Raw genomic sequence first — 21,008 nt, 5'->3', positions numbered from 1 at the left:
TTAATATATTACCAAATTATTCATCATTATATGATATAACTTACAGCATATTTACAGTAAGGTGTTATTTATGAAAGAGACAAAAGGAAAAAATAATAAGAGTCCAGTAGTTAGATTAAAGGCCACAGCTAAAGAGTTCAATTTTAGTAAATTAAGAGCAGATCAAGATAATAAATTAGCGAATTCCGGTGAAACAATGTTCTTAGATTTTCAAAGGATGAATTTTATTATTAACGGAAAAGAAATAGATAAAAATCTTATTATTGCATTTAAGGAAGGAGCTAAGCACCGCAAAAGCGAACTTTTTAATAGTGATGATATATATAATGACGAAATATTTAACAAAAAAGGAACAAGAGAAATAGATACGGATCATGGCAAAGCTTTTGTTGCTTCAGTACTCGAAGATATTGAGAAAGAGCTTGTAAGTAATGCATTGGGTGAGCTATGGAAAAATCACTGTGAAAATTCCAAAACTGCCAATCATCAAAAAACCGATTCATATAAGAAAGAATTTGAAGAATTTTACAATGCTGGCCAAAGGTATATCCATCTATTACCAACAGAGAAAGATGAAAACAAGGATTACCGTTCCTTTGCAAAAGAAGTTTTCAAAAAAATGTTCAGATACGCTGGGGCAGAAGTTCCAAGTGATGCTATTTTAGAAGAGCTAGTTACCAATTGTAATCAAGCAGGGTATGAGGCTGCTCCATTTATACAAACCCAACTTGCACTTGGACAGTCGTTCATAGTAGAAAATCCTAAAAAAGTAATAAATATTGATTGTGCTAACCAAAATAATGTGAGAATTAGATCTGATATGAGGCTACCAATACTCTCTGTTAAAAATCAAGTTATGCATGGCGATAAGATATGTAATCTGTCTAGTTCATTGGAATTTACAATTGAATCTCACAATGGTGAAGACTTTGTAACATACAGAGATGGTAAATTGTCACTTACTATTCCTAAAGAGTTAAAAAATTATAAAGATAATGGCAAGAGCTTGTTTGACATTATTAAAGAATATTTTCAGAAATTCTGTGCAAAATTAGGATTTAAACCTGAGACAAAAATACAAATAGAGCATGGCTTCGGTGCTCAAAGTAACTATTTAGATGGTACAATATCAACCACAGGATCAGATGCAAATGAAGAATTTATCAATCTTTTAAGCGAAAATCTCAGAGAGAGGTTATTGGGGTCAGGAGTTGCTCTAGAAGATGAAGATGTTGATGATGTTGTTGAAGTCAGAGTATCTACCGTTATAGATTTATTGAGTGATTATGCTAAATTGGAAGATAATAAAGAACACAGAGAGTTATTAATAAGTAAAGTAGCAGATAATTTAGGACTTTCCACTCAAGATAAAACAGCACCAGAAGTATTGATGGAATTAGGCTCTTTACCTTCTTTGACAAAAGGTCAGGTTAATCATAATCAAGTGCAGTCTGTTGTAAATACTTTTATTAAGTTAATTATTGAAGGGAAAAGCGAAGTATACAAAAAAGGAGGTGCGATTAATGCAATTGATGCAATTCATAAGGAGATAGATAAGGCAATTGTTGAGCAAGAAAAAAAAGCAACCAACAAACAAGATATAGAAAATGATAAATGGACAGATAGAATCAAAAAACAGAATTATTCTGCGGAATCACATGAACATTTACCTTAAAGATATTAGTAGGCTCTTTAAATATTTTAGAGTTCATGGTTACAACGGTTGCTATTTTACAGTGCATCTCACAACACTTTCTTCAAAAATATACATGTTAACATACCCTGGACGTACAAGATCACACTTATACCCAAGCTTTTCATAAAATACTTTCGCTTTTTGAAAATTCATGGTTGCAACGGTTGCTATTTTACAGTGCATCTCACGACCATAATCATGAACTTCTTCCATTAGCTGCTTTCCCATACCTTTTCTTCTATAATCAGAGTGCACCCAAAGCAAGTCAGTGTAAATTGAACCATAGATAACAAAACCGCTACAACCTACAATAATTTGTTCAGTATCATCGCGAATAAAAAAAGCAAATGGGTTACACGTACCTTTATCAACGGTTTCTTCATTAATCTTTTTGAGTAGGAATTCAATGTCTTTGCTACTTGGTGATGTGGTGTGTTCTATTTTCATCTCTCGGCCTAATACCGCATACTGATTTCTCTCTTTATCTTATATAAATTAATTAAGTAAAGTGAATACAGTATCCACACTACTAAAAAAAATGTGGCACAAAACATAAACATTGCAACCAGTGGCAACAGCAGGGAACTTTCTATTGCTATTCCACCTTTTCTCAAAATGCTTGCTGGCTGATGGAGAGTGGACCATAAATTCACGGAAAATTTTACTATAGGAATATTTATAGCACTAAAGATGGCAAATACTGCTGCTGATTTTTCTGCCCTCGCTTCATTATCAAAAGCGCTCCACAATGAAAGGTAGCCAACATATAGGAAAAATAAAATCAGCATTGAAGTAAGCCTTGCATCCCATACCCACCAAGTGCCCCAGGTTCCTTTTCCCCAGATGCTGCCTGTGATTAAGCATATTGCCGAAAAGACTGTCCCTGCAGGAGCAGCAGCATGTGCCAAGACACTAGCAATGCTATTGTTCCATACCAACGAAATGAAACCAAGTGATGCAATTAATCCATATATTCCAAGAGCAAGCCATGCAGAAGGCACATGAATGTACATGATTCGTACAATTTCTCCTTGTTTATAATCTTCTGGAGAGAAGAATAACGCCAAAGACATTCCAATTAAAAAACATGCGAAACAAATAACCCCAAGCCAAGGTAGAGCTTTCTTAGAAAAATAAGAGAAATTTGTAGGCTTTAATAAAAACATTCGTTTTGAGAATAATTGTGTTAAGAATTTACCAATTAGTTTGAGTTTTATCAACAGGATAGTTTTTCTATATTTACGTAGGTCAACAAATTAGCATAATTTCAGTAGCAGATTGCTAGCTATTATTTTTAGTATATGACCCTTAAAAAGCTTAATCTACACTTAGTATCAGATTCAAGTGGTGAAACTGTTATATCAGTTGCAAAATCAGCTCTGAAACACTTTCGTTCTGTAGAAACGATCGAATATGTTTGGTCTTTTGTAAAAGGAGAAGAGCAGATTGACAAAATTCTGGAGGAAATTAATAGGAAAAGTGATGAGCATAATTTTGTTATATGCACTATTACTGATGATGAGCTAAGAAAATATCTAAAAGATAACTGTATAAAGTTGAAAATTCCCTATAGAGCAATATTATCACATATTATTAGAGAAATTTCGTCTTATCTTGAAATTGAAAAAGACGAAAAGCTTGACTTGCATACTGAGATAAATAACGAATATTTTCAGCGCATTGAGGCAATAAACTACACTATTAATCATGATGATGGACAAAATATTCAAGATATTGATAAAGCAGATATAATTTTGGTTGGAGTTTCACGTACATCAAAATCTCCCACCAGTACGTATTTAGCTTACCGAGGCTATAAAGTTGCAAATATTCCTTTTGTTAGTGGAGTACCCTTTTATGTTGACTTGGCAAAATTAAAAAATAAACTAACGATAGGGGTAACAATAGACGTAAGTAGGCTAATAGAAATACGCAAAAATAGACTTACTTCAATTAACAACGAAGATAATAATATATATGCTAACCCTGAGAAAGTAGAAAAGGAAATTAAAGAAGCAGAGGAGCTCTTTAAACAGAATAACTGGCCAATTATCGATGTCACGCAAAAGTCGATCGAAGAAGTATCAGCAACAATTATACAATATTTTAATAAAATGTTATCAATTGACTAACTCTTGATAAGTGATTATAATGTAAAGTAATTTAATTCTTACTATAGATATGAAAGTCAAAGGGTCGCTAAAATCTCATCGTAACAGAGATAAAAATTGTAAAGTTGTGAAAAGGGGTGGTAAGATTTACATTATAAATAAGGTAAAGCCAAGGTGTAAAGCGCGTCAAGGTTCTTAGCTTTTTGTTCACCTTTTCATGTTATATATTTTTTATATGTGAAAGTACGGTGCTTATATCTAAAAAGAAGCAAAAGTTACTGTGTTTAAGCGCAGCCTTACTCATTTCTTCCCTTACATTATATTTCAGCATTAGCACAATTACAGGTAAACGTGGCTTATTGACGTTAATCGATTTAAAAAAAGAAATCGAGTACAATAAACTTTTGCTAAAGGATGTCTCTTCTGAAAAGGAAAAGTTGGACAACAAAGTATTTGGCTTATATGAAAAAAGCTTAGATTTAGATCTGCTTGATGAGCAAGCAAAAAATGCTTTAGGTTATGTGAACCCTAATGAACTTATGGTTGTTCTTGACGTGGAATAGCAGTAGTGACCTTACCCAGAAAAAGTGGAGAGAAAGAAAAGAGTTTTTTTGGGTAAAATAAAATTTTGGAGGATTAGAAATGGTAAGAGAATATACGGCAGAATTCAAATTGGAAGCTGTTAAACTGGCAAATGAACAAAGAAAGGCAGGTCAAACAATTACAAAAATAGCAAGAGATTTAGGAATAAAGGGTGGTTTATTAGGAAAATGGATGAAGAAATATAACGAAAAAAAGTCAGCGGCAAATGCATTTCCAGGTAGAGGTAACATGGCTCCTTACGACAAAGAGAGGTTTGATTTACAAAGCAAGAGTAACAAGGGAAAGAGACATTTAAAAAAAAGCCCTGGCCAGTCAAAAAGAGTAAAATATTTTTTTATATAGTAACTGCTATAAAGTACAGGAATTATGTAGGATTTTCTGCTAGTGGCTACTATAAGTGGACCACAAGAAAAATAAGCAGTAGAGAATCAGCAAATAAAGAGCTACTCGAAGCTATTCAAAAAATATATCAAGTTTCTAAATGTAGATATGGAGCTCCTAAAATTCATGCTGAATTGAAGGCTTTGGGTAAAAGTTGCAATTTGAAAACGGTGCAAAGTATTATGCAGAAAAATGACATCAGGGCTATACTGAGAAGAAAGTTTAAAATTAAAAAACAACAAACAGATAATAGAGCTGTAGCTCCCAATATACTAGATCAAAACTTTATTGTTGATCAACCAAATAAAGTATGGGATTACTTACATCAAAACCAAGGAGGGATGGCTATATTTGGCAGCAATAATTCTCACGTATGGTAGTTAATGAGTAGTGCAATAAATAAACAATTGGTTATGAACTCTTTATTAATGGCCATTAATAGGCGTAAACCTGTTAAAAATCTACTGCTGCACAGTGACCAAGGTTCACAATATACTGCGCAAGGGTATCAATATCTCTTAGCTGTAAAGAATATAGATGAGTAATAAAGGCTGTTGTTACGACAATTCTGTTGCAGAAAGCTTCTTTAGCTCATTGAAAAGAGAAATACTTATTGATACTTCACAACACTCTGCTCAACACACTAGAACTGCAATATTTGAATACATAGAAATTTTTTATAACAAACAACGTCACTATTAACTATTGCATTCCAGAACAATTTGATGCATCATTCTTTTTGTGAAAAACATTCCAAACTTTCTCTCCACTTTTTCTGGGTAAGGTCAAAGGATCTTATGTCTTAAACCTTATCACCAGGCTTAACAAATAGGTGGCCCAATACTATTAACTTTATGGGTTTATCTTCGTTATTTGCTACTATCCAAACCCCATCGCTCTCATGATCAACAATTTCTATTGGTGCAAATACTACATAATTATTGTCATCAACAATCTTTATTCCAAGAGCACCCTCGTCACTTAAGCTCAGGGCTGAAGAAGGAACTTTATATGCAAATCTTTCGCCTGAAGGTAGCCTTACGTTGGCAGTTAGTCCCTGCAAGGATATCATTTTATTATTAGTTACCTTTACTTCTACCCTATAAGACCCAGTTTTAGGCTCAGCAATTTTACTAATAAAACTTACTTCACCTGCCAATTCTTTTCCGTCCAGCAAATTAATTTGAGCTGTGCTGCCTAGCTCTATTTTATTTACTTCATTTTCCGAAACGTATAACACTACAAGAATTTGATCGAAATTAACCACGTCAGCTATTTTTTGCCCAGCATTAACAAAATCCCCTTCGTTTGCATTGATTTTATCAATATAACCATCTATAGGAGATGTGACTGCAGTATTTTCTAAATCCAATTCTAGCCTTTTTAGGTCAGCTTTTGCACTTTGTAACGCAGTAAAAGCTGCTTCTACTTGTATTTGTGCCCCATAGCCTTTTTTATTCAGTTTGTGAGAGGAATCATACTCAATTTCACGCTGCTTTAATAAAGCTTTGGCTTTCTGAGCTTGCTCAATCCTGTCATAATCTTCTATCTTTAACACTACATCATCTCTTTTTACCTTTTCACCATCAGGTAAATAAATAGCAATAATCTTACCACTTATTTTTGAGACAAGGCTAGCTCTATGTAAGGGATTTACTGTACCAGAAAAATTTAAATATATAGTGCGGTTTTGCGGCGCACATTCTTGAGTTTTTACTGAAAAGCTACTAGTTGCATTATCGCTATGAACCGCCTGATCTTTTTTTAAAAATGCACTACTGATAAAAAACAGTAGAATAAAAGCAATACTGGAAATGATGATTACTTTATTTCTCATCTTTAAACAATAGAATTTGTTGACCAATCTTGTTAGAAACAACTGCATAAATTTTCGAATCAGAAATGTAAGTATAATACATGTACCATTGTCACTGCATAAATAGTTTTATATGAGAACAAACACAAGATTTTCCTATAATAAGTAAGTTTTTTATTGCTAAAATGCAATTTTTAATCGAATAAAATTGCAAACAAAGTTGTGCATAAGACTGGATTTTAAAAAATCTCGAAAAACATACTAAAACTTTTAAATAATAACTTTATATCTAGTGGCTTTGCCTTCTCCAAGACGCTGTAAGTATTTCATCCCTAGCAGTTTCTTTGTAATTGCCTCTACTGTTCTTGGAGGAAATCCTAGAGCTTCTATAGCATCTTTTCTACTAAATTCTTTATCTGCAAGGCTAAGTGCCCATTCCCAGAAGAATAATTGTTTTCTTGATAATAAATATTCAGTATTCTCCCTCTCAAGAATATAATGCGCCTCATTTGCTTGCGTTTTGAGCACATTAAGAAAAAATATTAACCATGGGGAAATATCTTCTTTGCTACTTTTCCAGCTACTTTGTGTTTTATTAAGCGCTAAATAGTAATCAAGTTTGTTAGTTTCAATTATCTTTTCATGTGATACAATAGATACAAAATCATAACCCTGCTGCAACAGCATTAAATTAGTCATCAATCTACTAGTTCTGCCATTCCCATCTTGAAAAGGGTGTATTGCCAGATACTCAAAAACAAAGTTAGCAATAATAATAAGAGGATGCTTCAATTTATTATTTAAGGACCAGTGATACCAATCAATAAGCTCTTGTACTTCCTTTCTAACAAGGTAAGGTGGTGTGGGATCAAAAATTATACCAACAACTTTTCCATTCTGATCTTTTGCCTCAACTCTATTAGAACTTGCTTTGTATTTTTCTCTATGATACAAATCTTTTTCACTATAAAGTAGCATCTGGTTGTTAATGTGCAATATTGATGACTCACTAATTGGAATATCCGTATAATCATGAAATATTAGTTTAAGCATTTCTAAGTAGCCAGTAATTTCTTGCTCATCTCTATTTTTAAATTTTTTGACACGTAGGTTTTTATATAGATCCTCAACTTCTTTATCGGTTAGACGATTTCCTTCAATACGGTTAGAAGCGCCAGAAGATGTAACAATAACTGAATGAGTTAATCTTTCAATTGTTTGTGGTAGTAGTTTTTTCGTTATCTGCCAGCTATTTTTAACACTATCAACTGCAGTAATTAACTCGTACACTTGCTCAATTACAGGCCCTTCTAGGTTGAGACGCGTACTAAGAGGTTGTCCGGAAACTAGTAAATTCAAGCATATTCCCTCTTTAACATAACCCTACTCATAGCTAGGTATATGAAATTCTCAGTGGATGTTGTGAGTAAATCATACTCCTTCGATAGCCTTCTATTCCTATTAACCCAAGCAAAAGTCCTTTCTACAACCCATCTTCTTGGCTGTACTTTAAACCCTTGTTCTCTTGTTGGTAGTAGCTCAGGTGGCGTATCTTTGTGCACCCAAAATCTACATGGAGGCCTTTTAACAATTTCAATATCTATGTCATATTCTTCCTTTATGTGATTCTTTAAATTTCTTCCTTGGTATCCCATGTCAGCCCACATTTTTTTAACTTTAGTATATTTTGTTCTCATATTGTTTAATGCTATTTTAATACCATCTCTATCATTTTCGTTAGCAGCGCCTACGTAACAACCTAGTATAAAACCCTGAGTGTCTGTAATTATATGCCTTTTTCTACCCTTTACTTTTTTACTTCCATCATAGCCTTTGATCCCCCCTTTTCTGTAGTCTTTACAGATTGACTATCTACTATACAGGCACTCGGCTGCTCATTCCTTCCTATTTTTCTTCTACTATATTTTGTAATTTCATAATTCATTTTCTCAAAAATTCCCTGCTTCTTCCATTGCCTGAACTGCTCATACACAGTCTTCCATAGCGGAAAATCATTTGGTAAATACCGCCATTGACACCCTGTACGCAATACATAGAAAATTGCTTCTAATATTTCTTTTTTGCTATACTTTGGCGGCCTTCCTCCTTTCTTGTATGATACTCTGAAGTGTTTTTCTATTCTTGCCCATTCCCTTTCGCTTAGATCTGTTGGATACTTTTTTCTCATCTTTACCCCGTACTAAAATTTCAGATATTATAGCCTTTTACTTGTTTCCGGACAACCTCTAATACCAATTCCCATTACACGGCAAACAGATGGACAAAGATGGAAGAAAAGCCATAATGAAGTAAGTAAAATAGTTGAGGTATAAATGGCATTAAGATCAAAATTATTGGATGAAAAAGTAGTAGAATCAGCAAAAGAAATGCTGAAGAAAGTAAGGAATAATGCATATGTTTCAAAAAAACTAAATGCTGTAATTGCAGCAAAAAAGTACAGTATAACGGCTGTAGCAAAAATATATTGCATTTCAAGAAGCGCACTAACTTCGTGGGTAAAACTCTTGAAATTTGGCAGAGAAGAAAAACTGTTTGCTCCTCCACAACGCCGTAGAAAAACTAAATTAAATCAGGTTCAACTACAGCAAATTGAAGAGTGGATAGAAGAAAATCCTAATATTACCATTAAAGAAATGAGAATAAGAATCCAGGAAAAGTTCAGATTAAATATCAGCAAATCTACAGTACACCGCTATATGCAAAAGATGAAATTCTCATATATTACACCAAGACCAGTTCATAATGGACAAGATAAAAGCAAACAAGAGGAATTCAAAAAAAAATCTCAATGGAGCTATTAGCAAGTATCCAGAAAAAGAGCTATTTTTCTTTGATGAATCACGGTTTGGCACACATTCAAAGGTTGGACATGGGTGGTTTAAAAAGGGGATTAGAACACAGGTTAAAACAAAATTAGGTAGGCAAAATTTCTATCTCTATAGTGCGGTTAATCCTAGAAATGGAGAGAGTTCTAGCTTATTTGCACCAAATGTCAACACTGATTGCATGAACATATTTCTTGAGCAGATGTCGCAATATCTAGAAACACGAGAGGCTTTTCTTGTTATGGATTGTGCTAGTTGGCATAGGTCAAAAAATTTAAAGGTACCTAAAAATATCGATATTATATACCTACCTCCGTACTCACCTGAGCTAAATCCTGTTGAGAGGCTTTGGTTATATATAAAACAGAACATTTTGCGCAATAAAATATACGATACAATTGCTCTGCTTGAGGGTGCTTTGTGCAAATTTATTACTTCTCTTGCCAGCTCCACAATTAAACAACTCTGCAATGTCTCCTATTTGACTGGCCAACAATGAGAGTTGGTATTAGAGGTTGTCCGGAAACAAGTAAAAGGCTATAATATCTGAAATTTTAGTACGGGGTAAAGATGAGAAAAAAGTATCCAACAGATCTAAGCGAAAGGGAATGGGCAAGAATAGAAAAACACTTCAGAGTATCATACAAGAAAGGAGGAAGGCCGCCAAAGTATAGCAAAAAAGAAATATTAGAAGCAATTTTCTATGTATTGCGTACAGGGTGTCAATGGCGGTATTTACCAAATGATTTTCCGCTATGGAAGACTGTGTATGAGCAGTTCAGGCAATGGAAGAAGCAGGGAATTTTTGAGAAAATGAATTATGAAATTACAAAATATAGTAGAAGAAAAATAGGAAGGAATGAGCAGCCGAGTGCCTGTATAGTAGATAGTCAATCTGTAAAGACTACAGAAAAGGGGGGATCAAAGGCTATGATGGAAGTAAAAAAGTAAAGGGTAGAAAAAGGCATATAATTACAGACACTCAGGGTTTTATACTAGGTTGTTACGTAGGCGCTGCTAACGAAAATGATAGAGATGGTATTAAAATAGCATTAAACAATATGAGAACAAAATATACTAAAGTTAAAAAAATGTGGGCTGACATGGGATACCAAGGAAGAAATTTAAAGAATCACATAAAGGAAGAATATGACATAGATATTGAAATTGTTAAAAGGCCTCCATGTAGATTTTGGGTGCACAAAGATACGCCACCTGAGCTACTACCAACAAGAGAACAAGGGTTTAAAGTACAGCCAAGAAGATGGGTTGTAGAAAGGACTTTTGCTTGGGTTAATAGGAATAGAAGGCTATCGAAGGAGTATGATTTACTCACAACATCCACTGAGAATTTCATATACCTAGCTATGAGTAGGGTTATGTTAAAGAGGGAATATGCTTGAATTTACTAGTTTCCGGACAACCTCTTACAACGTCAGTGGAAAATTCCGGTCCTCCAGTGGAACCATAAGATATATTTTCTGGAAATCTAATTTCTGTGAATGACATATACCCTCCTGTGAAAGTAAAATAGTTTGGTTGAAGAAAATGTTGTAATTTGAAAGCGTTTCACATAGTAAATGACGCTATGGAAAGTGGATGAGACTACTGAGTTAAACTGCTGTCACACCCACAGTTACTATACTCAGGTTCATTTGAGTTGTCAAGCAAAAAAATAAAATTTATGGCAAACTGTAACTAGCCTTGCTTGTGACTTAATTCATCTACTTTTTTGCGTAATACATTCAAATCAGTTGCTCCTACAAACAGGCTATCTCCAATTATTAAAAAAGGTGTACCACCTACTCCCAAATCTCTTACTAGAAGCCTACTGTTGTTTATCATTTGCTCAATTTTGTCCGCGTTATCTTTTATGGAATCATTAAAATCGTCCTCATCAATCCCTATGTTTTTCACTATATCCAATATGCTTTCGTCTGAAAATTCTCCTTTGTGACTTAAAGCAGCATGGTGAAAATCGAAATATTTTTCTTTATCGAGAAAATAGACAGCTAAAGCACTTTTTGCTGCCTTTAAAGAAGCGTTACCAAGTATTGGAGCATCCCTAAAGATATACTTAATTTTGCCGTCGTTAATTAACTGCTTTATATCATTCTTTATAGCTTTGCAATGTCCACAAGAATAGTCAAGGAAGCCTACAGCTATAACACTACTATTTTCATTTCCGGAGTAAGGATAAGTAAGGTCAAATATTTGATCCTTGTATTGTGAAATTTTACTTTTGGTTACATTATCTCGAGCAGCGTAACTACTTTTAATCGACTCCTCTTTGAGAGTTTTTACGATCTTATCAAAATTTCTGCTTATATAATTATCTAATTTCTCACCTATATAATCATCGTTTAGCATTTGGCTGCGATTTGAAAGCCAATTGTTTATTATCGGCAAGCTTGCTATTGCTATTATTAAAATTAATAAAAACGATATTCTAGACATACAATTTATTTAAAAACCTACAACATAAAACTTTTAGTACACATTTATCTGTATATTAAAAGAAGCATCTAATGTTAATATATAAAAACATTTGTATCAAGTGTATTTTATAACCAGTTTTGCCTCAAATGCAAACTTTACACAATAAAACTCAAGCACATTACCACAAAGTTCATCAGAAGAATTGGTGATGCAAGTGACAAAACTACCTCCAGAATAGCCAATTATGAGATGCTCTATCTTTTACCGCCACGCTGTAAATACGGCGGTAAAACAAAGTTGATAATTTTATTCCGCTGTGTATAATTTTCCGCGGAATAAACATATGAGTGAACCAATAATTGGCAGAGAAAAAGAAATAGCTATTCTACAAGACAAACTTCTTTCTCAATCAGCCGAATTTATTGCTGTTTATGGTCGGCGTCGTGTAAATGTTGTATTATCTGCATTTTATCAGCATAATATAGAAGTAATGTAATGCAGATATTATGCCGATGCCGAATTATACGATTACTTCTAAAATTGCTAGTTGTCTTATAAGGATTGAAGCAGCAAAAGAAAAAGTGTTACATTTGCCGCTCACTGTATCAATGCTTTTGTCTCTTCGTGAAACTGCACGGCTTTATACCACACACTATTCTACTATGATTGAAGGAAATCGACTTGAACCTAAACAGATTGAAGAGGTTTTAAGTGGTAAAAGCCACTTTCCAAAATATAGGAGAGATGAAAATGAGGTTAAAGGATATTATGCAGCTTTAACTCAAGTTGAACAATGGGCAGCAAGGAGAATACCCATTACTGAGAAAGCTGTTCAAACACTACATGCTCTAGTAATAGCAAGTGGAAAATCTAAAATAAAATCAACACCTTATCGTGATGGTCAAAATGTTATCCGCGATAGTCTTACACGTGCAATAATTTATATGCCACCTGAAGCAAAGGATGTACCAAAGCTCATGAGCAGTATGATTGATTGGATTCGTAACAGTGAGCAAGTGCCTTGCCCAATTATTGCAGGTATTGCGCATTATCAATTTGTAACAATTCACCCTTACTATGACGGTAATGGTCGTACTGCAAGATTGTTGACTACATTAATTTTACACCTTGGTGGGTATGACCTAAAAGGACTTTATTCATTGGAAGAATATTATGCTAAGAATCTAGGAGCGTATTATGAAGCAATCAGTATAGGTCCATCGCACAACTATTACATGGGACGAGCTGAAGCAGATATTACTAAGTGGGTGGAGTATTTCGTAGAAGGTATGGCAAATTCATTTGAGAACGTTTTACAACGTATAAATAAAGAAGAATACCACGCTGATCAGACTGATCTTATACGTAAGCTTGATCCTAAACAACGCAAAGCTCTTGAGCTCTTCCAGGAGTTTTCCGCTATTACAGCTAGTCAGGTTGGCGAACTATTTAATTTTAAGCCTCGTACCAGTGCGCAACTTTGTAAAAAGTGGGTGGAAATGGGGTTTATCAAGATTGTAGATTTTTCCAATAGAGGAAGGAAATACAAACTTAGTAAGCAATATGAGGATTTGATCTCAAATTAACTGAAAGCTCGCTAGGCAGGAAAGTAGTGCATAGGTCAAATTTCAATAAAGTGCTTGAAAACTAAATGTAAACTTAAAATTTTAAAAACTGGAATATGTACAACAACTTACGCGACTTCATCAAAGCCTTAGAAGAAAAAAAGAATCTGATTAGAATTAAGGAGAAAGTTTCAACAGTTCTTGAAATGACAGAAATTCACCGTAGGGTTTTGTCAAACAAAGGGCCAGCGATCATTTTTGAAAATGTTGTCACAGAAAATGGTAAAAATTCGATTCCTGTTTTGGTGAATTTATTTGGTACTATTAAGAGGATTGCATTGGGGTTGAACATAAATCCTGATGAACTAAGAGATCTTGGTAAACTTTTAGCATTTTTGCAATCACCTGAGCCGCCAAAAAACTTTAAGGATGCTATAAAAATGTTTCCTTTGTTGAAAGTCGTGTTATCGATGCGAAGTAAAGTCGTGAGCAAGGCTCCATGTCAAGAGGTAGTGCTAACCGGAGATGAAGTGGACCTAAGTCTACTGCCCATTCAAACATGCTGGCCAAATGAACCTGCACCACTTATCACCTGGCCAATTGTGGTGACAAAAGGACCTACGAAAGACAAACAAGATAATTTCAATCTTGGAATATATCGTATGCAGGTCATAGATAAAAAAACGACTCTAATGCGTTGGCTTGCACATCGTGGTGGTGCAGGTCACCACAAACGATGGAAAGAGAAGGAACAAAATATGAAATTTCCTGCTGCTGCTGTGATCGGTAGTGATCCTGCAACGATTATTGCTGCAGTAACTCCAGTGCCAGAAACATTGTCAGAATACCAATTTGCTGGACTACTGCGAAAGAAGCCGCTTGAGCTTGTAAATTGTAAGACTATTCCACTTCAAGTGCCAGCTCACGCGGAAATCGTTCTGGAAGGCTATGTGAGTTTGGATAGATATCAAGACGAAGGGCCATACGGAGATCACACCGGCTACTATAATTCTGTTGAGCAATTTCCTGAATTTAATATTACTGCAATTACTATGCGTAAAAACCCGATATATCTTAGCACTTTCACTGGCAAGCCACCTGATGAACCATCGATTCTTGGTGAAGCACTCAATGAAATTTTTGTGCCCATTCTTATCAATCAATTTCCAGAGATAGTGGACTTTTATCTGCCACCGGAAGGTTGCTCATATAGAATAGCGATAGTGTCGATAAAAAAATCCTATCCAGGGCAGGCAAAAAGAATTGTTATGGGCATACTTTCTTTTCTAAAGCAGTTTTTATACACGAAGTTTATTATCGTTGTTGATAATGATATAAATGTACGTGATTGGAAGGAAGTAATGTGGGCAATGTCAACGAGGATGGACCCTGTGCGTGATACAATCATGATAGAAAGTGTACCTATTGATTATTTAGACTTTGCTTCCCCTGAAAGTGGACTTGGAGGTAAAATGGGATTTGATGCGACAAATAAAATCCCGCCTGAAACCAAACGAGAGTGGGGAAAGAAAATTGAGATGAGTGAGGAAATAGTAAGGAAAGTCGCGGAGAAGTGGGAGGAATATATGGACTAGACTTCTTGCATAAAAGCAGAAAAAAGTTTGGCGTTTTTTATAATGCCGCGATTGGCATTAACTGATAATTGTGATTTAAGTTCGTCACAGTGCCCTTTTTTTTGTCATCCTATAGCTATACCGCCGCGGTATCTCTTAGCCGCTAACAAGCAGCGGGATACTTAGGGATGACGGTTGTTGTTTAGCTATAAATATTAAGAAATTTACCAAATGAAAAAAAAGGCAAAAGAAGCCCTGGGGTTATTATCTGCTTTAAAATATTGGCGTTTTTTATGTTTTAAACGCTTGAAAAGCGAAATTCAGCTGCTTTTAATTGCAACTAACTTACGCTGCAAATGTTTAAGAAATTTACTAAGCAGAAAAAAAGACAAAGAATCCCCGAGTTAGCTAGTCTTTTACTATCTCTGTCGAGTATTGGCATTTTTTGATGTCTTGTAACTCTTTATAAGCGCGTTCAGCTTATTTAGATAAAAATCTAGATGTAGATGAAGTTTTGTAAAGACATACAGTATCTATATACTGCAAAAAATTGAACATAAGACGCCGATACATTAAGTAATCCTTACCTTTTAATCTGCAGATTGGCGAAAGCAAATACAATAGCTTCAGTTTCATGATAAGTGGGCTGGCGGAGGGTGTCAAGCAATTTTCGTTTCTGCGAGTACCTGAGTTTATTGACTTCATTAGAGCCAAAACTCTTGAGACCTAGGTGATAATTCTATCTAAAAGGATGCCAAAAAAGAGAAGCAACCCTACGTAGGAATTATTTTTAAATATGGACATGCATTGACTGGGATCGTCAGGATTGAAATTTTTGTATTGGCGGTGAAATATGAACCCTACAGCAAGTAGAGCAATATAAAAAATGTTATTTAATGATGATAAGATACCAGCATATAGCCACGTCATAAGAGATATTAAATAAAATCTTTTCAACCAAGATTTTGTTGTATCACCAAAATATAATGCGGTAGATTTCATCCCGAGTTTTTCATCATCTTTTTTATCTTGATGGGCGTATATGGTGTCATAGCTAAGTGTCCAAAAGACGCATCCTATATAAAACAGCAAGGATTCTATACTGATCTGGTTTGTTATTGCTGCTGAGCCCATGAGCGATCCCATATTGAAGGTAAACCCTAAGAACAATTGTGGCCACCAAACATACCGCTTTAATAAAGGGTAAGTAGCTATCATACACATTGAGATTATTCCAAGTATGAGTGTAGTTTTATTAGTTAATAATAAGATTACCAGGGCAATAGACAGTAGCAGTGAAAGTAAAGCCAAAGCCTGCTTTATGTTTAATGCACCACTTGCAAGTGGCCTATATTTTGTTCGTTCAACGTGCGCATCTATTTTTCTATCGAAGATATCATTGATTATGCACCCTGCGGGTCTCATTAAAAATGCACCTATAGTAAACAAAACAAGGAGAAAAAGAACCTGATACGATAGAGAAGTTGAGGCTAAAAGAATACCGCTCAAACTGGGAAATAGCACAAGCCACAAACCCGTTAAACTGTGCAACCTCATTAATGAAAAGTAACGATTGAAATGCATTAATTAAGTGTGATTATGTAATATTTTGCTTACATTAACAAAATTATCGAACGCTAAGTCAGGCTTGAAAACTAGTTCAGGTATAAATCGCAAATCAACATAACACAGTATAGATTTACGTATTGACCATGCAGATTGGTTCATTTCATTAACAACGGTGTTAAGATCACAATTATTCTCAGAAGGATCTCCAGTGCGTCTTTTTTCTGGATCTAAGTAGTTAGCTACTTGAATATTCAATGAAGATAACACAATATATACATCTGCTTTTTTCAAATCTTTACTTAATTTTACGTCAGATACCGCTACATTTTTATTGAACACCTTACCTTCCATTAGAACTCTTGATATTGCTCTATGCAATACCGATGCTATCTTTAGGTTTCTAATTTCCTTTTTCATATCCAGCTACTATAACACCCTTTCTTCTTGCACTAATTGATAAGCTTCCAAAATATCTCCAACTTTAATATCGACATTACCCTCTAGTGATACTCCGCATTCAAAGTTTACACCTACTTCTTTAACATCATCTTTAAATCTACGTAGTGCTTTTAACTTTCCTTCATGCACCAATTTGCCACCACGCATTACCTTAATTAAAGAATCTTTTTTTATGACTCCATCACTTACATAACATCCAATGATATTACCAGCTTTAGATACATTAAATATTTGCCTTACAGATGCAGAACCAACACGAACCTCTCGTGTAACAGGCTTTAACATTTTAGTTAAATACATTCTCATGTCGTCAATGAGCTCGTATATTATGTTATAAGTATGTATTTCTATACCTTTTTGTTTTGCCAAGTCCCTTATTTTTGAGTCCACTTTTACATTAAAAGCTAAAATTACTGCACTTGATGCTTCTGCAAGCAGCACATCTGAATCTGTTATCCCTCCTACTGCTTTGTGTAGGATATTTAATTTCACTTGGTCTTTACCGAGTTTATCAATTGAACTTGATATTGCTTCAATAGAACCAGTTACATCGCACTTTAAAACTACAGATAGTTCTTCTGTTTCGCTGTTATTACGACTGAATATATCTAAATTATTGTCGCCCAAATCTTCTTTCTTTTTCTTGATTAACTCTAGCCTGTATTCAACAATTTCACGCGCCTGCTTTTCAGAATTTACAACAACAAATTTATCTCCAGCATTTGGTACACCATTTAGACCAGTAATTTCAATTGGAGCAGAGGGTAGTGCTGCTTTTTCTCTTTGACCAAGGTGATTAACCATACTACGTACTTTACTGTATGTTGTACCAACTACCAATATATCACCAACCTTTAACGTTCCTTCCTCAACTATCAATGTAGCTGATATTCCTTTCGCTTTATCTATTTTGGATTCTATTACCCATCCAAGTGCTCGACAATCTTCTATTGCTTCTAGCTTCATTAATTCAGCGATTAACAAAATCGTCTCTTCTAGTTTATCTAAATTAGTTTTCTTTTTTGCTGATACTGGCACAATCATAACATCACCACCAAGCTCTTCAGGAATGAGATCATATTGAGGTAAGCTACTCATTACTTTCTCCACATCACCAGGCTCAGATTTATCAATTTTATTAATAGCAACTATAATAGAAACATTTGCTGCTTTTGCATGATTTATTGCTTCAACTGTTTGTTTCATGATTCCATCGTCAGCTGCAACTACTATTACAACTATATTAGTAATATTGGCACCACGTGCACGCATCGCAGTGAACGCTTCATGTCCTGGTGTATCAATAAAGGTAATTTTTTGCTTATCTTTTGTCGTTATTTGATAAGCACCTATGTGTTGAGTTATGCCACCTGACTCTCTTTCTGCAACATTAGATTCACGAAATGCATCGAGCAATGAGGTTTTACCATGATCGACGTGTCCCATAAAAGTGACGATTGGTGGTTTAGGTTTTTTAGGCAGGCTTTCTCTGCCTTCTATAAAAAATAAATCTTTTTCTCTGTTGGTATCGCTCACTCGTTTAGCCGTATGATTAAATTTTTCCACTATTTCACATGCTATATCTGGATCCACCAGATCATCTACTCTATAACTCTCACCGACTTCTTCTTTGAACATTTTTAGCACACTCTTGCTATCTTCTGCCATGCGAATAGATAACTCCCTGATAGTTATTTTGTCTGGTATAATAACTTCTCTTGATATATTTTTACCCTTAGTAAACTTTGACTTTCTACCTCTTATACCAAACCTTTGCTTAAATACAGGGGGTTGTTCAGTTTTTTCATCTATTGCCTGTGCAATTACCAGTTTAGAATGCTTAGAATATATATCTTTGTTGACTTTAAAAGACTTTTTATCGTTGTCCTCATGGTCAATACTATCTTCTTTTGGTTCAACTAAGTGGGTATTACTTAAAACTTGCTTATTTATTTCCTTAGATAAAGCGTCCGCTTCATTTTTCTCGTCAATCTCTTTATTGCTGTCTTCTTTTGCTGTTTTCTCTTTTTCTTCTCTCTGATTTCTTTCTTTCAGCAAAGCAGCATTCTGCACAGCATTAATGCGAAAAATTTGTTCTTTCTCTGTTAAAGAACATAATTTACTCTCGTCAAATAAATTATGTTCTTCTGCATCATGAGATTTTTTTCTTCTTTTTTTTACTACTGTAGCTCCAGTACTTGGGCTAGCTGAAGAGTTTAAATTGAGGTCTAATTTAAGCTTGCTTAAACCTTGGAGCGTTAATTTTTTATCACTGATATCTTCATTATTCATATTATTTTATTATATTAATCCAAGCTTTTTACGTGCTTCTATGATTATTGAATCTACTGTATCTTTTAGATCTTCTTTGCTATCGGATGAGGAAGAGAGTATGCTGCAAAACTCATAACTTGATAAATCTGCTATGTCCTCTAAAGTCTTAATATCATGCTTACTAAGAGCAATTTTATTGTCTATTGATAAAGTTAAATTGATTACATCATCCTCCATACCTAAACTTTTTAGCTCTTCTATTTTTCTATCATTTTCTGCTTTCAGGTACTTATTTGCTCTATTGTGAAGTTCGTTTGCAATATCTTCATTAAAGCCCTCTATTGAAGCAAGCTCTTTAATTGAAGCGCTAGATATGTCTTCTACACTTGAAAAACCTTCTGTTACCAATAGCTGACCCATAATCTCTTCTAAGTTTAAAGCTTCAGCAAATAAAGCTGAACATTGACTAAGTTCTTTACTTCGCCTTTCTGATTCTTGCTGAGTGCTTAATATCTCAATTTTCCATCCAACAAGCTCTGAAGCTAATCTTACATTCTGGCCCTTTTTTCCTATCGCTAAACTCAATTGATCTTCAGCAACTATTAACTCTATGCAATTTTCATTTTCATCAATAATAACCTTCGATACTTCTGCAGGAGTAATGGCTTTAATAACGAATTGACCCAAATCTGAGGAGTAATTTATAACGTCAATTTTTTCACCATTTAATTCGTGTATAATAGTTTTTATTCTATCTCCCTTAACTCCAACACAAGCACCTACTGGATCAATGTTCTTGTCGGGAGAGAAAACGGCAACCTTAGACCTTGAACCAGCATCTCTAGCTATACCTTTAATTGTCACTAATCCGTCAGCAATTTCTGGTATTTCTTGATTTAATAATGCCTCCAAAAAGCCTTCATGAGTCCTAGAAAGAATAATTTGACGTCCATCATCAGAGCGCTTAACAGTCTGTATGTAAGCTTTAACCTTATCACCTTCACGAAATGATTCACCACCAGTTAAATTTCGCAATGGAAGATATGCCCTAGTGCCATTTATGTCTATAATAAGATCTGAATATTCTACTTGTTTAACAATACCATACCTTATTTCTCCCACTTTATCTTTAAACTCCTCATATTGCTTTTTTGACTCTTCATCTTTAATTACTTGAGCAATCTTTTGCTGGGCAATTCTTGCTGAAGCAAGATCAGTGTTAAGAGAGAGCAATTCACTAACAGTATCTCCAACTTTTGCATCTCCTTTTATTAATTTAGCTTGTGTAAGCGTAATTGATTCACACTCAGTATTCTCTTTTTCATTTGATTCATCATCAATAACTTTTAGTTTTCTATATGAAGTAACTTTGCCTGTGTTTCTATCTATATCAACTACAATTTTACTTTTGCTACCATATTTTTGATGAGCCACTGCTTCTATAGCACTTTCTAGTGCCTTTATTACAACATCAAAATCTAAACCTTTTTGAAGTGAAAGCTCTCCTGCTGTTTTTATTACATCAAGGCTTCCAACTATGTTATTCTTGTTACTTTTCTGCTTAACACTGCTTTTACGATTAGCAATCATAATAAATAAATCCAATGTAATTAGTTATAATTATAGCTCCAACGGGCAAAGAACACTATCTTAAATGTTAAATGATTGCTAATTT

At 34.5% G+C, this 21,008-nt stretch carries 23 protein-coding genes and 2 pseudogenes; 14 read left to right on the top strand and 11 right to left on the bottom strand.

The window, feature by feature from the left end; genetic code table 11:
- The first annotated feature begins 70 nt into the window (after positions 1-70).
- Positions 71-1,675, top strand: a complete 1,605-nt coding sequence (locus ABWU74_RS03310) for a hypothetical protein (protein WP_174515883.1) — start codon at positions 71-73, stop codon at positions 1,673-1,675.
- Positions 1,676-1,726: 51 nt separating this feature from the next.
- On the opposite strand, the gene ABWU74_RS03305 is transcribed toward ABWU74_RS03310, so the two are convergent.
- Positions 1,727-2,143 (bottom strand): GNAT family N-acetyltransferase, encoded by a 417-nt coding sequence (locus ABWU74_RS03305; RefSeq protein ID WP_083250453.1) that lies wholly within the window; start codon positions 2,141-2,143, stop codon positions 1,727-1,729.
- 8 nt (positions 2,144-2,151) lie between these two features.
- Positions 2,152-2,862 carry a heme ABC transporter permease CcmC gene (gene ccmC, locus ABWU74_RS03300; RefSeq protein ID WP_010962525.1) on the bottom strand — a complete coding sequence of 237 codons (711 nt, stop codon included), beginning with the start codon at positions 2,860-2,862 and terminating at the stop codon, positions 2,152-2,154.
- Positions 2,863-2,997: 135 nt separating this feature from the next.
- On the opposite strand from ccmC, the gene ABWU74_RS03295 reads away from it, so the two are divergent.
- The 7 genes from ABWU74_RS03295 (at position 2,998) to ABWU74_RS03260 (ending at position 5,493) form a co-directional block, all read left to right on the top strand.
- Positions 2,998-3,828 (top strand): pyruvate, water dikinase regulatory protein, encoded by an 831-nt coding sequence (locus ABWU74_RS03295; protein WP_006280267.1) that lies wholly within the window; start codon positions 2,998-3,000, stop codon positions 3,826-3,828.
- 49 nt (positions 3,829-3,877) lie between these two features.
- Entirely contained in the window at positions 3,878-4,006 is a 129-nt protein-coding gene (gene ykgO / locus ABWU74_RS03290) for a type B 50S ribosomal protein L36 (RefSeq protein WP_006279631.1), read from the top strand.
- Positions 4,007-4,055: 49 nt separating this feature from the next.
- Positions 4,056-4,370 carry an FtsB family cell division protein gene (locus tag ABWU74_RS03285; RefSeq protein WP_010962526.1) on the top strand — a complete coding sequence of 105 codons (315 nt, stop codon included), beginning with the start codon at positions 4,056-4,058 and terminating at the stop codon, positions 4,368-4,370.
- A gap of 79 nt (positions 4,371-4,449) precedes the next feature.
- The gene (locus ABWU74_RS03280; RefSeq protein ID WP_209472831.1) at positions 4,450-4,752 is read left to right on the top strand and encodes a transposase; all 303 of its coding nucleotides are present in this window, start codon (positions 4,450-4,452) and stop codon (positions 4,750-4,752) included.
- Positions 4,737-5,171: an IS3 family transposase gene (locus tag ABWU74_RS06700; protein ID WP_144078574.1), complete on the top strand. Its 435-nt coding sequence runs from the start codon at positions 4,737-4,739 to the stop codon at positions 5,169-5,171. Before ABWU74_RS03280 ends, ABWU74_RS06700 begins: the two co-directional genes overlap by 16 nt.
- A 3-nt stretch (positions 5,172-5,174) precedes the next feature.
- Positions 5,175-5,336, top strand: coding sequence for a DDE-type integrase/transposase/recombinase (locus ABWU74_RS03265; RefSeq protein WP_010082071.1), 162 nt, complete (start codon positions 5,175-5,177; stop codon positions 5,334-5,336).
- Entirely contained in the window at positions 5,329-5,493 is a 165-nt protein-coding gene (locus tag ABWU74_RS03260; protein ID WP_084741697.1) for an IS3 family transposase, read from the top strand. The genes ABWU74_RS03265 and ABWU74_RS03260 overlap by 8 nt, the downstream gene beginning before the upstream one ends.
- Positions 5,494-5,593: 100 nt before the next feature.
- Here ABWU74_RS03260 and ABWU74_RS03255 read toward each other — a convergent pair whose 3' ends face one another.
- The 3 genes and pseudogenes from ABWU74_RS03255 to ABWU74_RS03245 all read right to left on the bottom strand — a co-directional run bounded on the left by ABWU74_RS03255 (position 5,594) and on the right by ABWU74_RS03245 (position 8,795).
- On the bottom strand, positions 5,594-6,676 hold the full coding sequence (locus ABWU74_RS03255) for an efflux RND transporter periplasmic adaptor subunit (protein WP_174515936.1): 1,083 nt from the start codon (positions 6,674-6,676) through the stop codon (positions 5,594-5,596).
- 201 nt (positions 6,677-6,877) lie between these two features.
- Positions 6,878-7,966, bottom strand: a complete 1,089-nt coding sequence (locus tag ABWU74_RS03250) for a Fic family protein (RefSeq protein ID WP_353289435.1) — start codon at positions 7,964-7,966, stop codon at positions 6,878-6,880.
- Positions 7,963-8,795: pseudogene (locus ABWU74_RS03245) on the bottom strand (IS5 family transposase). The gene ABWU74_RS03250 and the pseudogene ABWU74_RS03245 overlap by 4 nt, the downstream one beginning before the upstream one ends.
- Before the next feature lie 145 nt (positions 8,796-8,940).
- Here ABWU74_RS03245 and ABWU74_RS03240 point away from each other — a divergent pair.
- Positions 8,941-9,952 (top strand): IS630 family transposase gene (locus tag ABWU74_RS03240; protein ID WP_094745768.1). Its coding sequence is split into 2 segments (ribosomal slippage): positions 8,941-9,402 and positions 9,404-9,952, totalling 1,011 coding nucleotides; the frame shifts between segments, so codons are not numbered across the junction.
- Between the two features lie 71 nt (positions 9,953-10,023).
- A protein-coding gene (locus ABWU74_RS03235) for an IS5-like element ISWpi1 family transposase (RefSeq protein WP_209472412.1) occupies positions 10,024-10,856 on the top strand; the annotation gives its coding sequence in 2 pieces (ribosomal slippage) (positions 10,024-10,393 and positions 10,393-10,856; 834 coding nt in all).
- Positions 10,857-10,866: 10 nt separating this feature from the next.
- Here ABWU74_RS03235 and ABWU74_RS03230 read toward each other — a convergent pair.
- Both ABWU74_RS03230 and ABWU74_RS03225 read right to left on the bottom strand, forming a co-directional pair.
- Positions 10,867-10,962: pseudogene (locus ABWU74_RS03230) on the bottom strand (TIGR02217 family protein); the annotation flags it as partial.
- A gap of 189 nt (positions 10,963-11,151) precedes the next feature.
- Positions 11,152-11,910 carry a DsbA family protein gene (locus ABWU74_RS03225; RefSeq protein WP_010963174.1) on the bottom strand — a complete coding sequence of 253 codons (759 nt, stop codon included), beginning with the start codon at positions 11,908-11,910 and terminating at the stop codon, positions 11,152-11,154.
- A 325-nt stretch (positions 11,911-12,235) separates the two neighbouring features.
- Here ABWU74_RS03225 and ABWU74_RS03220 point away from each other — a divergent pair, with 325 nt between their 5' ends.
- From ABWU74_RS03220 to ABWU74_RS03205, 4 genes are all read left to right on the top strand, one after another.
- Positions 12,236-12,388 carry a hypothetical protein gene (locus tag ABWU74_RS03220; RefSeq protein WP_007548541.1) on the top strand — a complete coding sequence of 51 codons (153 nt, stop codon included), beginning with the start codon at positions 12,236-12,238 and terminating at the stop codon, positions 12,386-12,388.
- A gap of 16 nt (positions 12,389-12,404) precedes the next feature.
- Complete coding sequence (locus ABWU74_RS03215) at positions 12,405-13,478, top strand: Fic family protein (RefSeq protein ID WP_259348578.1); 1,074 nt, start codon at positions 12,405-12,407, stop codon at positions 13,476-13,478.
- Positions 13,479-13,573: 95 nt separating this feature from the next.
- Positions 13,574-15,052 (top strand): UbiD family decarboxylase, encoded by a 1,479-nt coding sequence (locus ABWU74_RS03210; RefSeq protein WP_209472400.1) that lies wholly within the window; start codon positions 13,574-13,576, stop codon positions 15,050-15,052.
- Positions 15,053-15,262: 210 nt separating this feature from the next.
- Positions 15,263-15,439, top strand: a complete 177-nt coding sequence (locus ABWU74_RS03205) for a hypothetical protein (RefSeq protein WP_353289434.1) — start codon at positions 15,263-15,265, stop codon at positions 15,437-15,439.
- A 318-nt stretch (positions 15,440-15,757) separates the two neighbouring features.
- Here the strand turns inward: ABWU74_RS03205 and ubiA are convergent, their stop codons facing one another.
- From ubiA to nusA, 4 genes are read right to left on the bottom strand one after another with little or no spacing between them, the layout of a single operon-like run.
- Positions 15,758-16,615, bottom strand: a complete 858-nt coding sequence (gene ubiA, locus ABWU74_RS03200; protein WP_182319897.1) for a 4-hydroxybenzoate octaprenyltransferase — start codon at positions 16,613-16,615, stop codon at positions 15,758-15,760.
- Positions 16,616-16,618: 3 nt separating this feature from the next.
- Positions 16,619-17,017: a ribosome-binding factor A gene (locus tag ABWU74_RS03195; protein ID WP_353289433.1), complete on the bottom strand. Its 399-nt coding sequence runs from the start codon at positions 17,015-17,017 to the stop codon at positions 16,619-16,621.
- Positions 17,018-17,026: 9 nt separating this feature from the next.
- Positions 17,027-19,351: a translation initiation factor IF-2 gene (gene infB, locus ABWU74_RS03190; protein WP_264705815.1), complete on the bottom strand. Its 2,325-nt coding sequence runs from the start codon at positions 19,349-19,351 to the stop codon at positions 17,027-17,029.
- A 9-nt stretch (positions 19,352-19,360) separates the two neighbouring features.
- Positions 19,361-20,923 carry a transcription termination factor NusA gene (gene nusA, locus ABWU74_RS03185; RefSeq protein ID WP_070357032.1) on the bottom strand — a complete coding sequence of 521 codons (1,563 nt, stop codon included), beginning with the start codon at positions 20,921-20,923 and terminating at the stop codon, positions 19,361-19,363.
- Positions 20,924-21,008 lie beyond the last annotated feature (85 nt).

The organism is Wolbachia endosymbiont (group A) of Paraperithous gnathaulax (assembly GCF_964028485.1).
Classification (GTDB): Bacteria; Pseudomonadota; Alphaproteobacteria; order Rickettsiales; family Anaplasmataceae; genus Wolbachia; species Wolbachia pipientis.
The sequence above is the reverse complement of the archived record's forward strand: the minus strand, read 5'-3'. Positions and strand labels throughout refer to the sequence as shown.

Coding starts and splice junctions, on each gene's coding strand:
- ykgO (WP_006279631.1), top strand. CDS start 3,878: ATGAAAGTCAAAGGGTCGCTAAAATCTCATCGTAACAGAGATAAAAAT.
- ABWU74_RS03220 (WP_007548541.1), top strand. CDS start 12,236: ATGAGTGAACCAATAATTGGCAGAGAAAAAGAAATAGCTATTCTACAA.
- ABWU74_RS03295 (WP_006280267.1), top strand. CDS start 2,998: ATGACCCTTAAAAAGCTTAATCTACACTTAGTATCAGATTCAAGTGGT.
- nusA (WP_070357032.1), bottom strand. CDS start 20,923: ATGATTGCTAATCGTAAAAGCAGTGTTAAGCAGAAAAGTAACAAGAAT.
- ABWU74_RS03215 (WP_259348578.1), top strand. CDS start 12,405: ATGCCGAATTATACGATTACTTCTAAAATTGCTAGTTGTCTTATAAGG.
- ABWU74_RS03195 (WP_353289433.1), bottom strand. CDS start 17,017: ATGAAAAAGGAAATTAGAAACCTAAAGATAGCATCGGTATTGCATAGA.
- ABWU74_RS03280 (WP_209472831.1), top strand. CDS start 4,450: ATGGTAAGAGAATATACGGCAGAATTCAAATTGGAAGCTGTTAAACTG.
- ABWU74_RS03305 (WP_083250453.1), bottom strand. CDS start 2,143: ATGAAAATAGAACACACCACATCACCAAGTAGCAAAGACATTGAATTC.
- ABWU74_RS03260 (WP_084741697.1), top strand. CDS start 5,329: ATGAGTAATAAAGGCTGTTGTTACGACAATTCTGTTGCAGAAAGCTTC.
- infB (WP_264705815.1), bottom strand. CDS start 19,351: ATGAATAATGAAGATATCAGTGATAAAAAATTAACGCTCCAAGGTTTA.
- ABWU74_RS03255 (WP_174515936.1), bottom strand. CDS start 6,676: ATGCAGTTGTTTCTAACAAGATTGGTCAACAAATTCTATTGTTTAAAG.
- ccmC (WP_010962525.1), bottom strand. CDS start 2,862: ATGTTTTTATTAAAGCCTACAAATTTCTCTTATTTTTCTAAGAAAGCT.
- ABWU74_RS03310 (WP_174515883.1), top strand. CDS start 71: ATGAAAGAGACAAAAGGAAAAAATAATAAGAGTCCAGTAGTTAGATTA.
- ABWU74_RS03205 (WP_353289434.1), top strand. CDS start 15,263: ATGAAAAAAAAGGCAAAAGAAGCCCTGGGGTTATTATCTGCTTTAAAA.
- ABWU74_RS03225 (WP_010963174.1), bottom strand. CDS start 11,910: ATGTCTAGAATATCGTTTTTATTAATTTTAATAATAGCAATAGCAAGC.
- ABWU74_RS03265 (WP_010082071.1), top strand. CDS start 5,175: ATGAGTAGTGCAATAAATAAACAATTGGTTATGAACTCTTTATTAATG.
- ABWU74_RS03210 (WP_209472400.1), top strand. CDS start 13,574: ATGTACAACAACTTACGCGACTTCATCAAAGCCTTAGAAGAAAAAAAG.
- ubiA (WP_182319897.1), bottom strand. CDS start 16,615: ATGCATTTCAATCGTTACTTTTCATTAATGAGGTTGCACAGTTTAACG.